The sequence below is a fragment of the Variovorax sp. Soil_C_39 genome (assembly GCF_057656815.1).
Genome location: NZ_JBDGJQ010000008.1, coordinates 265,852 through 279,057, shown reverse-complemented (window position 1 = coordinate 279,057; position 13,206 = coordinate 265,852). Strand labels below are relative to the sequence as shown.

Genomic DNA, 13,206 nt, shown 5'->3' with positions numbered 1-13,206 from the left:
CTGCGCTTCGCCATCCGTGAAGGCGGCCGCACCGTGGGTTCGGGCGTCGTGGCAAAGATCCTCGACATCTAAGCCGGGCACAAAGAGTTCCGGAGGGGTATAGCTCAATTGGCAGAGCGTCGGTCTCCAAAACCGAAGGTTGTAGGTTCGATTCCTACTGCCCCTGCCACCTAGGTGGCATCCCGCAGAGCCTGCCGCACACCGGTGGGAAGCTCGAAAAAGCCCATCGTGACCCGATGGGCTTCGGCGTCTCAAGAGGCGCATTGAATTGAAGGCCGCAGGGCCACAGGAAACCAGCCGAACATGGCCACTTCTCAAATCGAAACCGTGAGCACGGGCGCCGACAAGGCCAAGCTGGCTGCGGCAGTGCTGCTGGCAGTGGGCGCCATCGTTGCGTTCTACCTGCTTGCGCGCCACGGCTCGCTGGTGCAATGGGGCGCGCTGCTGCTCGGTCTGGCCGCCGCTGTGGGCGCCTTCGGCAGTTCGGAGAATGGGCGCCAGCTGTGGGCTTTTGGCCGCGACTCCTGGCGCGAAGTCAAGAAGGTCGTCTGGCCGACCCGCAAGGAAGCGATACAGATGACGGCCTATGTGTTCGCCTTCGTGGCGGTCATGTCCGTCTTCCTCTGGCTCACCGACAAGACGCTCGAATGGGTGTTTTTCGACCTCATTCTGGGCTGGAGAAAATAAATGACAGACGACGCAGTTGAAGAAACCACGCCGGGCGGCGCCGAAGAGGCGCCTGCCTCGTTGCTGCCTCCCGCCGCCAACCCCGACCTGCGTTGGTACGTGGTGCATGCCTATTCGGGCATGGAAAAGGCCGTCGAGCGCAACATCACCGAGCGCATCAACCGCGCCGGCATGCAGGACAAGTTCGGCCGCATCCTGGTTCCGACCGAAGAAGTGGTCGAGATCAAGAACGGCCAGAAGCGCACTACCGAGCGCCGCTTCTTCCCGGGCTATGTGCTGGTCGAGATGATCATGGACGACGAGAGTTGGCACCTGGTGAAGCACACCAACAAGGTGACGGGTTTTGTCGGTGGCGCCAAGAACCGCCCGGCCCCGATCTCGCAGAAAGAGGTCGAGGACATCGTTAGCCAGATGCAGCAGGGCACCGAGAAGCCGCGCCACAAGGTCGAGTTCACCGTGGGTGAGTTCGTGCGCGTCAAGGAAGGCCCGTTCACCGACTTCAACGGCACCGTCGAAGACGTCAACTACGAGAAGAGCAAGGTCAGCGTGTCGGTCATGATCTTCGGCCGTGCGACGCCCGTGGAGCTCGAATTCAGCCAGGTCGAAAAGACCTGAGTCCCTGCTGGCCTGCGGGCCAGAACCGTTTTCCGGCTGCGCGCTTGTCCGACTCGGCGCGCGGCCTTGACAGAAGAGTCGTTCAACCCCGGGGAGCCGCGGCCGATGCCGAGGCGATATCACCCGCAAGGAGCAAAGCATGGCGAAAAAAATCGTCGGCTTCATCAAGCTGCAAGTGCCAGCTGGTAAGGCCAACCCGTCACCACCGATCGGTCCCGCACTGGGCCAGCGTGGTCTGAACATCATGGAGTTCTGCAAGGCGTTCAACGCGCAGACCCAGAGCTACGAGCCGGGTCTGGCGCTGCCGGTGGTCATCACCGCCTTCGCCGACAAGAGCTTCACCTTCATCATCAAGTCGCCGCCGGCCGGCGTCCTGATCAAGAAGGCGATCAAGCTCGACAAGGGCTCGGCACGTCCGCACACCGACAAGGTCGGCAAGATCACGCGCGCGCAGCTCGAAGAAATCGCAACGACCAAGATGAAAGACCTGACCGCGGCCGACATGGACGCAGCAGTTCGCACCATCGCCGGTACGGCCCGCTCGATGGGCGTGAATGTGGAGGGCGTGTAATGGCCAAGAACACCAAGAAGCAGAAGTCGCTCGAAGGCAAGGTCGACAGCACCAAGCTGTACCCGTTCGGTGACGCGATCATCCTCGTCAAGGAAGCCGCCACCGCCAAGTTCGACGAATCGATCGATGTGGCCGTGCAGCTCGGCATCGACGCGAAGAAGTCGGACCAGGTCGTGCGTGGCGCCGTCGTGCTGCCCAACGGCACCGGCAAGACCAAGCGCGTGGCCGTGTTCGCCCAGGGCGCCAAGGCCGATGAAGCCAAGGCCGCCGGCGCCGACATCGTCGGCATGGACGACCTGGCTGCGATGGTCAAGGCGGGCGACATGCCTTTCGACGTCGTGATCGCCGCGCCTGACGCGATGCGCGTGGTCGGTACGCTCGGCCAGATCCTCGGCCCGCGCGGCCTGATGCCCAACCCGAAGGTCGGCACCGTGACCCCGGACGTCGCCACGGCCGTGAAGAACGCCAAGGCCGGCCAGGTCCAGTTCCGCGTCGACAAGGCCGGTATCGTGCACGGCACGATCGGCCGCCGCTCGTTCGACAACGACAAGCTGCAAGGCAACCTTGCAGCGCTGATCGACGCGCTGGTCAAGGCCAAGCCCGCGACCAGCAAGGGCGTGTACCTGCGCAAGGTGGCTGTGTCGTCGACCATGGGCCTGGGTGTCCGCGTGGACACGCAGACCATCTCGGCGAGCTGATGAGATTGGCTCCGCCCCTGGCCTGACGGTGAGGGGCGGGGCGAATGTGGTGGGTCGCGGCGGCTTCGGTTGCCGTGGGCCATCCAAGACCGCTGGCGTGCAGGGTGCCTGCACTTAATGGCCGGACCTTTTGTCCGGCGGCCAGCGCAGATGGCGATCCCGCTGCAAGGATTTGTTCCGAAACAGTTGGTCGCTGCATGTAGCGCGATCCGAGGCCCCGGCCGAAGGTCGCATTAAAAGGAGTAGACCTTGAGTCTGAATCGCAGTGAGAAAGAAGCGGTCGTCAGTGACGTGACCAGCCTCGCCGCTAAAGCTCAAACGCTCGTGATGGCGGAATACCGTGGCATCACGGTGGCCGATATGACCAAACTGCGCAGCGAAGCTCGCAGCAAGGGTGTGACCCTCAGCGTGTTGAAGAACACGCTGGCACGCCGTGCTGTCGCTGGTAGCGCATTCGAAGTCATCGGCGACCAGATGACCGGCCCGCTGATCTATGGCTTTTCCGAAGACGCAGTGGCCGCCGCCAAGGTGGTGGCCGATTTCGCGAAGACCAACGACAAGTTGGTGATTCGCGGTGGCGCATTCGGCGGCAAGGCCCTGGACGTCGACGGCGTGAAGCAACTGGCCAACATCCCTTCCAAGGAAGTGCTGCTGGCGCAATTGCTGGGCTTGATGCAATCCCCGATTTCCCGGACCGCCCGCGTGCTCGCGGCACTGGCCGAGAAGCGTGGTGGTGGCGAAGCTGCACCCGTTGCCGATGCACCGGCAGAAGCGCAAGCGGCGTAAGCCTTGCGTTTGAAAAATTCAACCCAATTGTTAGGAAACAAAAATGGCATTCGATAAAGACGCATTTCTGACCGCGCTCGACAGCATGACGGTCCTGGAACTCAACGACCTGGTGAAAGCCATCGAAGAGAAGTTCGGCGTGAGCGCCGCTGCAATGGCCGCTCCGGCCGCCGCGGGTGGCGGTGCTGCCGCTGCTGCCGCCGAAGAGCAGACCGAATTCAACGTTGTGCTCGCCGAAGTCGGCGCGAACAAGGTGTCGGTCATCAAGGCCGTGCGCGAAATCACCGGCCTGGGCCTCAAGGAAGCCAAGGATCTGGTGGAAGCCGCTCCCAAGGCTGTCAAGGAAAGCCTGTCGAAGGCTGACGCCGAAGCTGCCAAGAAGAAGCTGGAAGAAGCCGGCGCCAAGGTGGAACTGAAGTAATTCAGTCCCCCTAGAGGGCTGGAGGCGCCTGGAAAGGCCCTCCAGCCTTTGCCGCTTTCAGAGCGCACTCAAAAACCGCCCCTCAAGGCGATTTTTGAGTGTTTTCTGACCCCGACTGCAGAAGACCCCTTGGTTCGGGCGATGTGCAACGCATCGCCGTCCGCCAACGGCTGGTAGTGGCCAGCCGCCAAGCAGTGGTGCCTCGGCACCGCTGACAAGTCGCTGAAGATCTCAAGCTCCGGAGCTCTCATGGCCCAATCGTCCGCGTACAGTTACACCGAACGCAAGCGCATCCGAAAAAGTTTCGGTAACCGCGATAGCGTCGTCGAAATCCCCTACCTGCTGCAGATGCAGAAAGACGCGTACACCGCGTTCCTGCAAGCCGGCATCGCCCCCAAACAACGCACCGTCGAAGGCTTGCAGGCCGCGTTCGACGCCGCGTTCCCGATCGTCTCGCACAATGGTTTTGTCGAGATGAAGTTCCTCGAGTACAACCTCGCGAAACCCGCCTTCGACGTGCGCGAGTGCCAGACCCGCGGCCTGACCTTCGCCTCGGCCGTGCGCGCCAAGGTTCAGCTGATCATCTATGACCGCGAGTCGTCGACTTCGCAGTCGAAGGTGGTCAAGGAAGTGAAGGAACAAGAGGTCTACATGGGCGAAGTGCCGCTCATGACCGACAAGGGTTCGTTCATCATCAACGGCACCGAGCGCGTGATCGTCTCGCAGCTGCACCGTTCGCCCGGCGTGTTCTTCGAACACGACAAGGGCAAGACGCACAGCTCGGGCAAGCTGCTGTTCTCGGCTCGCGTGATTCCCTACCGCGGCTCGTGGCTCGACTTCGAATTCGACCCGAAGGACATGCTGTACTTCCGCGTCGACCGCCGCCGCAAGATGCCGGTGACGATCCTGCTGAAGGCCATCGGCCTGAACCCGGAATCGATCCTCGCGAACTTCTTCGTGAACGACAACTTCCGCCTGATGGACAGCGGCGCGCAGATGGAATTCGTTCCCGAGCGCCTGCGCGGCGAAGTCGCGCGCTTCGACATCACCGACAAGTCGGGCAAGGTCGTGGTCGCCAAGGACAAGCGCGTCACCGCGCGCCACACGCGTGAACTCGAGCAGTCGGAAACCACGCACATCAGCGTGCCTGAAGACTTCCTGATCGGCCGCGTGATCGCACGCAACATCGTCGACGCCGATTCCGGCGAGATCCTGTCCAAGGCCAACGACGAACTGACCGAAGCGCTGCTGAAGAAGCTGCGCACGGCCGGCGTGCAGGACATCCAGGTGATCTATACCAACGAACTCGACCAGGGCGCGTACATCTCGCAGACCCTGCGCATCGACGAGACGGTCGACGAATTCGCCGCGCGCGTGGCCATCTACCGCATGATGCGCCCCGGCGAGCCGCCGACGGAAGACGCGGTGCAGGCCCTGTTCCAGCGCCTGTTCTACAACCCGGACACGTACGACCTGTCGCGCGTGGGCCGCATGAAGTTCAACGCCAAGGTCGGCCGCGACGAATCGACCGGCCCGATGGTGCTGACCAACGAGGACATCCTGGCCGTGGTCAAGATCCTCGTCGACCTGCGCAACGGCAACGGCGAAGTGGACGACATCGACCACCTCGGCAACCGCCGCGTGCGCTGCGTCGGCGAACTGGCCGAGAACCAGTACCGCACCGGCCTCGCGCGTATCGAGAAGGCCGTCAAGGAACGTCTGGGCCAGGCCGAGCAAGAGCCGCTCATGCCGCACGATCTGATCAACAGCAAGCCGATCTCGGCCGCGCTGAAGGAATTCTTCGGCGCCTCGCAGCTGTCGCAGTTCATGGACCAGACGAATCCGCTGTCTGAAATCACCCACAAGCGCCGCGTGTCGGCCCTTGGCCCGGGCGGTCTGACGCGCGAGCGTGCCGGCTTCGAAGTGCGCGACGTGCACGTCACCCACTACGGCCGCGTGTGCCCGATCGAAACGCCCGAAGGCCCGAACATCGGCCTGATCAACTCGCTGGCCCTGTACGCCCGCCTGAACGAATACGGCTTCATCGAGACGCCGTACCGCCGCGTGGCCGACAGCAAGGTCACCAACGAGATCGACTACCTGTCGGCCATCGAGGAAGGCAAGTACGTGATCGCCCAGGCCAATGCGGCCCTGGACAAGGACGGCAAGCTGACCGGTGACCTCGTGTCGGCGCGTGAAGCCGGCGAATCGATCCTGGTCGGTGCAGAGCGCGTCCAGTATATGGATGTGTCGCCCGCGCAGATCGTGTCGGTGGCCGCATCGCTGGTGCCGTTCCTCGAGCACGACGATGCGAACCGCGCGCTGATGGGCGCCAACATGCAGCGCCAGGCCGTGCCCGTGCTGCGCCCCGAAAAGCCGATGGTCGGTACCGGTATCGAACGCGTCTCCGCGGTCGACTCGGGCACCGTGGTCACGGCAACCCGTGGCGGTATCGTCGACTACGTCGATGCGACCCGTGTCGTGGTGCGCGTGAACGACGCCGAAGCGGCTGCCGGTGAAGTCGGTGTGGACATCTACAACCTGATCAAGTATCAGCGTTCGAACCAGAACACCAACATCCACCAGCGTCCGATCGTCAAGCGCGGCGACAAGATCGCCAAGGGCGACGTGATCGCCGACGGCGCATCGACCGACCTCGGCGAACTGGCCCTCGGTCAGAACATGCTGATCGCGTTCATGCCCTGGAACGGCTACAACTTCGAAGACTCGATCCTGATCTCGGAACGCGTCGTGGCTGAAGACCGCTACACCTCGATCCACATCGAGGAACTGGTGGTGATGGCGCGCGACACCAAGCTCGGTGCCGAGGAAATCACGCGCGACATCCCGAACCTGGCCGAGCAGCAGCTCAACCGCCTCGACGAATCCGGCATCATCTATGTCGGCGCCGAAGTGCAACCGGGCGACACGCTCGTGGGCAAGGTCACGCCGAAGGGCGAGACCACGCTGACGCCTGAAGAGAAGCTGCTTCGCGCCATCTTCGGCGAGAAGGCTTCCGATGTGAAGGACACCTCGCTGCGTGTGGACCAGGGCTCGCAAGGCACCGTGATCGACGTGCAGGTGTTCACCCGCGAAGGCATCACGCGCGACAAGCGCGCCCAGCAGATCATCGACGACGAACTCAAGCGCTTCCGCCTCGACCTGAACGATCAGCTTCGCATCGTCGAAGCCGACGCGTTCGATCGTATCGAGAAGCTGCTGACGGGCAAGGTCGCCAACGGCGGCCCGAACAAGCTGGCCAAGGGCACCAAGCTCGACAAGGCTTACCTGTCGTCGGTCGAGAAGTTCCACTGGTTCGACATCCGCCCGGCGGACGACGAAGTGGCGTCGCAGCTCGAGTCGATCAAGAACTCGCTCGAGCAGACGCGCCATAGCTTCGACCTCGCCTTCGAGGAAAAGCGCAAGAAGCTCACGCAGGGCGACGAGCTGCCCGCGGGCGTGCTCAAGATGGTCAAGGTCTACCTGGCCGTCAAGCGCCGCCTGCAGCCCGGCGACAAGATGGCCGGCCGCCACGGCAACAAGGGTGTTGTCTCCAAGATCGTTCCGGTCGAGGACATGCCCCACATGGCCGACGGCACGCCGTGCGACATCTGCCTGAATCCGCTGGGCGTGCCTTCGCGGATGAACGTGGGCCAGGTGCTCGAAGTGCACCTGGGCTGGGCCGGCAAGGGCATCGGCCAGCGCATCGGCGACATGCTGCAGCAGGAGGCCAAGGTGGCCGAGCTGCGCAAGTTCATGGAGCAGCTCTACAACGGCTCGGGCCGCAAGGAAGACCTCAGCCAGCTGAGCGACGGCGACGTGCTCGAGATGGCGGCCAATCTGCAGACCGGCGCGACCTTCGCGACGCCGGTGTTCGACGGTGCCTCGGAAGAGGAAATCCGCGGCATGCTGAAGCTCGCCTACCCGGACGATATCGCCAAGCTCAAGGGCCTGACCGACACGCGCACGCAGGCCTACCTGTTCGACGGCCGCTCCGGCGACCAGTTCGAGCGTCCCGTCACCATCGGCTACATGCACTTCCTGAAGCTGCATCACCTGGTGGACGACAAGATGCACGCGCGCTCGACCGGTCCGTACTCGCTCGTCACGCAGCAGCCGCTCGGCGGCAAGGCGCAGTTCGGCGGCCAGCGCTTCGGTGAAATGGAAGTGTGGGCGCTCGAAGCCTACGGCGCCGCTTACGTGCTGCAGGAAATGCTGACCGTGAAGTCCGACGACGTGCAAGGCCGTACCAAGGTGTACGAAAGCATCGTCAAGGGCGAGCACACCATCGAAGCCGGCATGCCGGAGTCGTTCAATGTGCTGGTCAAGGAAATCCGTTCGCTGGGCCTCGACATCGAGCTCGAGCGTTCGTAATCAGAAGAGGAAAGAGTCACATGAAATCGCTACTCGACCTGTTCAAGCAGTTCACACCCGATGAGCATTTCGATGCCATCAAGATCGGCATGGCTTCGCCCGAGAAGATCCGTTCGTGGTCTTTCGGCGAGGTGAAGAAGCCCGAGACGATCAACTACCGCACGTTCAAGCCCGAGCGCGACGGCCTCTTCTGCGCCAAGATCTTCGGCCCCATCAAGGACTACGAGTGCCTGTGCGGCAAGTACAAGCGCCTGAAGCACCGCGGCGTGATCTGCGAGAAGTGCGGCGTCGAAGTCACGCAGACCAAGGTGCGCCGCGAGCGCATGGGCCACATCGACCTGGCCGCGCCCTGCGCGCACATCTGGTTCCTGAAGTCGCTGCCGTCGCGCCTGGGCCTCGTGCTCGACATGACGCTGCGCGACATCGAGCGCGTGCTGTACTTCGAAGCCTACGTGGTGACCGACCCCGGCATGACCCCGCTGAAGAAGTTCAGCATCATGTCCGAGGACGACTTCGATGCGAAGCGCAAGGAATACGGTGACGAGTTCATCGCCAAAATGGGCGCCGAAGGCATCAAGGACCTGCTGGAGGGCATCGAGCTCGACAGCGAGATCGAGAAGCTGCGCGGCGACCTGACCGGCTCCGAAGTCAAGGTCAAGAAGAACTCCAAGCGCCTGAAGGTGCTCGAGGCCTTCCGCAAGTCGGGCATCAAGCCCAACTGGATGGTGCTCGAAGTGCTGCCCGTGCTGCCACCGGACCTGCGTCCGCTGGTGCCGCTGGACGGCGGCCGCTTCGCGACCTCCGACCTGAACGACCTGTACCGCCGCGTCATCAACCGCAACTCGCGTCTGCGCCGCCTGCTGGAGCTCAAGGCTCCGGAAATCATCGCGCGCAACGAAAAGCGGATGCTGCAGGAAGCAGTCGACTCGCTGCTCGACAACGGTCGCCGTGGCAAGGCCATGACGGGCGCCAACAAGCGCGCGCTCAAGTCGCTGGCCGACATGATCAAGGGCAAGAGCGGCCGCTTCCGCCAGAATCTGCTGGGCAAGCGCGTCGACTACTCGGGCCGTTCGGTCATCGTGGTGGGCCCGACGCTCAAGCTGCACCAGTGCGGCCTGCCCAAGCTGATGGCGCTCGAGCTGTTCAAGCCCTTCATCTTCTCGCGCCTCGAAGCCATGGGCATCGCCACCACCATCAAGGCGGCAAAGAAGGAAGTCGAATCCGGCACGCCGGTGGTCTGGGACATCCTCGAAGAGGTCATCAAGGAGCACCCGGTCATGCTGAACCGTGCTCCGACGCTGCACCGCCTGGGCATCCAGGCCTTCGAGCCGATCCTGATCGAAGGCAAGGCGATCCAGCTGCACCCGCTGGTTTGCGCGGCGTTCAACGCCGACTTCGACGGCGACCAGATGGCCGTTCACGTGCCGCTGTCGGTGGAAGCGCAGATGGAAGCCCGCACGCTGATGCTGGCCTCCAACAACGTGCTGTTCCCGGCCTCGGGCGAGCCCTCGATCGTGCCTTCGCAGGACGTGGTGCTGGGCCTCTACTACACGACCCGCGACCGCATCAACGGCAAGGGCGAGGGCCTGATCTTCTCCGACATCGGTGAAGTTCAGCGCGCACTCGACGCCAACGAGGTCGAGCTGACCGCCAAGGTCGCTGTGCGCATCACCGAGTACACCAAGAACAAGGAAACCGGCGAATTCACGCCGTCGACCTCGCTCGTGGACACCACGGTGGGCCGTGCGCTGCTGTCCGAGATCCTGCCCAAGGGGCTGCCGTTCTCGAACATCAACAAGGCGTTGAAGAAGAAGGAAATCTCCAAGCTCATCAACATCTCGTTCCGCAAGTGTGGCCTGAAGGAAACCGTGGTGTTCGCAGACAAGCTGCTGCAGAACGGCTTCCGCCTGGCGACCAAGGCCGGCATCTCGATCGCCATCGACGACATGCTCGTGCCTGCCGAGAAGCACGGCATCATCGAGCGCTCCGCCAAGGAAGTGAAGGAGATCGAGCAGCAGTACGTCTCGGGCCTGGTGACCTCCGGCGAGCGCTACAACAAGGTGGTGGACATCTGGGGCAAGGCCGGCGACGAAGTGTCGAAGGTGATGATGGCCAAGCTCTCGAAAGAGAAGGTCATCGACCGGCACGGCAAGGAAGTCGAGCAGGAGTCCTTCAACTCCATCTACATGATGGCCGACTCGGGCGCGCGCGGTTCCGCTGCGCAGATCCGCCAGGTGGCCGGCATGCGGGGCCTGATGGCCAAGCCCGACGGTTCGATCATCGAGACGCCCATCACCGCGAACTTCCGCGAAGGCCTGAACGTGCTGGAGTACTTCATCTCCACCCACGGCGCCCGGAAGGGCCTGGCCGACACGGCACTGAAGACCGCGAACTCGGGCTACCTGACGCGTCGCCTGGTCGACGTGACGCAAGACCTGGTGGTCACCGAGCAGGACTGCGGCACGCACGGCGGCTACCTGATGCGCGCCATCGTCGAAGGCGGTGAAGTGATCGAGTCGCTGCGCGACCGAATCCTGGGCCGCTCGGCTGCGGACGATGTGCTGCATCCGGAAAACCGTTCGGTGCTGCTGAAGGCCGGCGAGATGTTCGACGAAGACAACATCGAGGTCCTGGAGGCCGAGGGCGTCGACGAAGTCAAGGTCCGTACCGCGCTGACCTGCGAAACCCGCTTCGGCATCTGCGCGACCTGCTACGGCCGGGACCTGGGCCGCGGCGGCCTGATCAACATCGGCGAAGCCGTCGGTGTGATCGCGGCGCAGTCGATCGGCGAACCGGGCACGCAGCTGACGATGCGTACGTTCCACATCGGTGGCGCGGCATCGCGTGCGGCGGTGGCCTCGAGCGTCGAAGCCAAGTCCAACGGCGTGATCGGCTTCAACGCCACGATGCGCTACGTGACCAACAGCAAGAACGAACTGGTGGTGATTGCACGTTCGGGCGAGATCGTCATCCATGACGAACACGGCCGCGAGCGCGAGCGCCACAAGGTGCCGTACGGCGCGACCCTGGCCGTCAAGGCCGACCAGCAGATCAAGGCCGGCCACGTGCTCGCCAACTGGGATCCGCTGACGCGCCCGATCATCACCGAGTTCGCCGGCAAGACGCAGTTCGAGAACGTCGAGGAAGGCCTCACGGTCGCCAAGCAGGTGGACGAAGTGACCGGTCTGTCGACCCTGGTCGTGATCGACCCGAAGCGCCGCGGCGCTGCCAAGGTCGTGCGCCCGCAGGTGAAGCTCATCGACGCCTCCGGCGCCGAAGTGAAGATTCCGGGCACCGACCACTCGGTGACGATCGGCTTCCCGATCGGCTCGCTGGTGCAGATCCGCGACGGCCAGGACGTGGGCCCCGGCGAAGTGCTGGCGCGTATTCCGGTCGAAGGCCAGAAGACGCGCGACATCACCGGCGGTCTGCCGCGCGTTGCCGAGCTGTTCGAAGCCCGCTCGCCCAAGGACAAGGGCATGCTGGCCGAGATGACCGGTACCGTGTCGTTCGGCAAGGAAACCAAGGGCAAGATTCGCCTGCAGATCACCGACCCCGAAGGCGGCGTCTACGAAGAGCTCGTGCCGAAGGAAAAGAACATCCTCGTGCACGAAGGCCAGGTGGTGAACAAGGGCGAGAGCGTGGTGGACGGTCCGGCGGACCCGCAGGACATCCTGCGCCTCTTGGGTTCGGAAGAGCTCGCGCGCTACATCGTGGACGAAGTGCAGGATGTGTACCGCTTGCAGGGTGTGAAGATCAACGACAAGCACATCGAGGTGATCGTTCGCCAGATGCTGCGCCGCGTCGTGGTCGACAACATCGGCGAGACCAGCTACATCTCCGGCGAACAGGTCGAACGCAGCGAAATGCTCAACACCAACGACGCCCTGCGCGCCGAAGGCAAGATCCCCGCGACGTTCACGAACCTGCTGCTCGGTATCACGAAGGCGTCGCTCTCGACCGACTCGTTCATCTCGGCTGCGTCGTTCCAGGAAACGACGCGCGTGCTGACCGAGGCCGCGATCATGGGCAAGCGCGACGAACTGCGCGGCCTGAAGGAAAACGTCATCGTCGGCCGCCTGATTCCCGCAGGCACCGGCATGGCCTACCACCAGGCACGCCGGGCCAAGGACGCGATGGACGACGCCGAGCGCCGCGCCATTGCCGAGTCCGAGGCCGCCGAGCTGGCGGGTTCGACGAGCGATGAGTCCACCACGGCCGACGCCAGCGAAGGCGCCGCGTCCGAATAACGGGTTAGCATCGCCGGCATGACCGGTATCCGACGCCCCCCGACCGATCCGGCCGGGGGGCGTTTTTATTTGTTGAGCACCTTGCTTGTTGTTGCTGTTGCTGTCGTGAAGCGTCGTTGTCGATGAGCCTCTTGCCCGATTCATTCGCTGCCTGGGTCGTGCTCGCTGTGCTGCTGTTCTGGTTCGTGGGTGCCTACAACCGGCTCGTGCGCCAGCGCTCGGCCGTGCTGCAGGCCTATGCCACGCTCGATGCGGCGCTGCGCCGGCAGCTCGACTTCGTCCAGGCCCGCATCACCGAAGGCGCGCACGAGAGCGCGCACCCGGGCGCTTCGTCGGGCTCTTCTTCGTCTTCTCCTTCTTCTTCCGCGCCGCCGGCCTTTTCAGCCGCCGTGGCGCCGCTGCAGGCCGCCACCACCCAGCTCGCGACCTTGCTCGGCGCGACCCGCGTGCGGCCGCTCGATCCCGGCGGCATGGCGGCGCTCGGCACTGCGCTGCAGGTGCTGATCGGCGCCTGGCAGCGTCAGTATCCGGACGCGGTGACCGTCTTCGATGCCGACGGCACGCTCTCGCGGCCCGTGCCGCTGTTGCAGGACGGCGCGGCCGCGGTTTCCGTCACCGCCGCGGAGCCGATGGCCTGGCCCGAGCCGTCGGCCGCGGCCGAGATTGCGCGCGGCCAGTTCAACCTGGCGGTGGCGCAGTACAACGCCGCGATCATGCAGTTCCCGGCCGTGCTCGTGGCCTGGATGGTGCGGCTGCGTCCGGCCGCGCCGCTGCTCTGAGGTCGCAGCCGCCCGCACCGCGTGG

10 protein-coding genes and 1 tRNA gene are annotated in these 13,206 nt (G+C 64.0%); all 11 read left to right on the top strand.

Annotated features, from left to right (window positions below; genetic code table 11):
* On the top strand, nucleotides 1–72 hold a 72-nt coding region (locus tag AC3A6J_RS20865), incomplete at its 5' end, for an EF-Tu C-terminal domain-related protein (RefSeq protein ID WP_487861899.1).
* Nucleotides 73–93: 21 nt separating this feature from the next.
* A tRNA-Trp gene (locus tag AC3A6J_RS20860) sits at nucleotides 94–169 on the top strand.
* Between the two features lie 134 nt (nucleotides 170–303).
* Nucleotides 304–687 (top strand): preprotein translocase subunit SecE, encoded by a 384-nt coding sequence (gene secE / locus AC3A6J_RS20855; RefSeq protein ID WP_487861888.1) that lies wholly within the window; start codon nucleotides 304–306, stop codon nucleotides 685–687.
* Entirely contained in the window at nucleotides 688–1,302 is a 615-nt protein-coding gene (gene nusG, locus AC3A6J_RS20850; RefSeq protein WP_487861887.1) for a transcription termination/antitermination protein NusG, read from the top strand.
* A gap of 139 nt (nucleotides 1,303–1,441) precedes the next feature.
* Entirely contained in the window at nucleotides 1,442–1,873 is a 432-nt protein-coding gene (gene rplK / locus AC3A6J_RS20845) for a 50S ribosomal protein L11 (protein WP_213958619.1), read from the top strand.
* A complete protein-coding gene (rplA, locus tag AC3A6J_RS20840; protein ID WP_487861886.1) occupies nucleotides 1,873–2,571 on the top strand; it encodes a 50S ribosomal protein L1 in 699 nt (232 codons plus the stop codon). The genes rplK and rplA overlap by 1 nt, the downstream gene beginning before the upstream one ends.
* Before the next feature lie 249 nt (nucleotides 2,572–2,820).
* Nucleotides 2,821–3,357 (top strand): 50S ribosomal protein L10, encoded by a 537-nt coding sequence (rplJ, locus tag AC3A6J_RS20835; RefSeq protein WP_487861885.1) that lies wholly within the window; start codon nucleotides 2,821–2,823, stop codon nucleotides 3,355–3,357.
* A 43-nt stretch (nucleotides 3,358–3,400) separates the two neighbouring features.
* Nucleotides 3,401–3,778, top strand: coding sequence for a 50S ribosomal protein L7/L12 (rplL, locus tag AC3A6J_RS20830; protein WP_487861884.1), 378 nt, complete (start codon nucleotides 3,401–3,403; stop codon nucleotides 3,776–3,778).
* A gap of 249 nt (nucleotides 3,779–4,027) precedes the next feature.
* Nucleotides 4,028–8,152: a DNA-directed RNA polymerase subunit beta gene (gene rpoB / locus AC3A6J_RS20825; protein WP_487861883.1), complete on the top strand. Its 4,125-nt coding sequence runs from the start codon at nucleotides 4,028–4,030 to the stop codon at nucleotides 8,150–8,152.
* A gap of 20 nt (nucleotides 8,153–8,172) precedes the next feature.
* Nucleotides 8,173–12,402, top strand: coding sequence for a DNA-directed RNA polymerase subunit beta' (rpoC, locus tag AC3A6J_RS20820; protein WP_487861882.1), 4,230 nt, complete (start codon nucleotides 8,173–8,175; stop codon nucleotides 12,400–12,402).
* 122 nt (nucleotides 12,403–12,524) lie between these two features.
* Complete coding sequence (locus AC3A6J_RS20815; protein WP_487861881.1) at nucleotides 12,525–13,181, top strand: LemA family protein; 657 nt, start codon at nucleotides 12,525–12,527, stop codon at nucleotides 13,179–13,181.
* The last annotated feature ends 25 nt before the right edge of the window (nucleotides 13,182–13,206 follow it).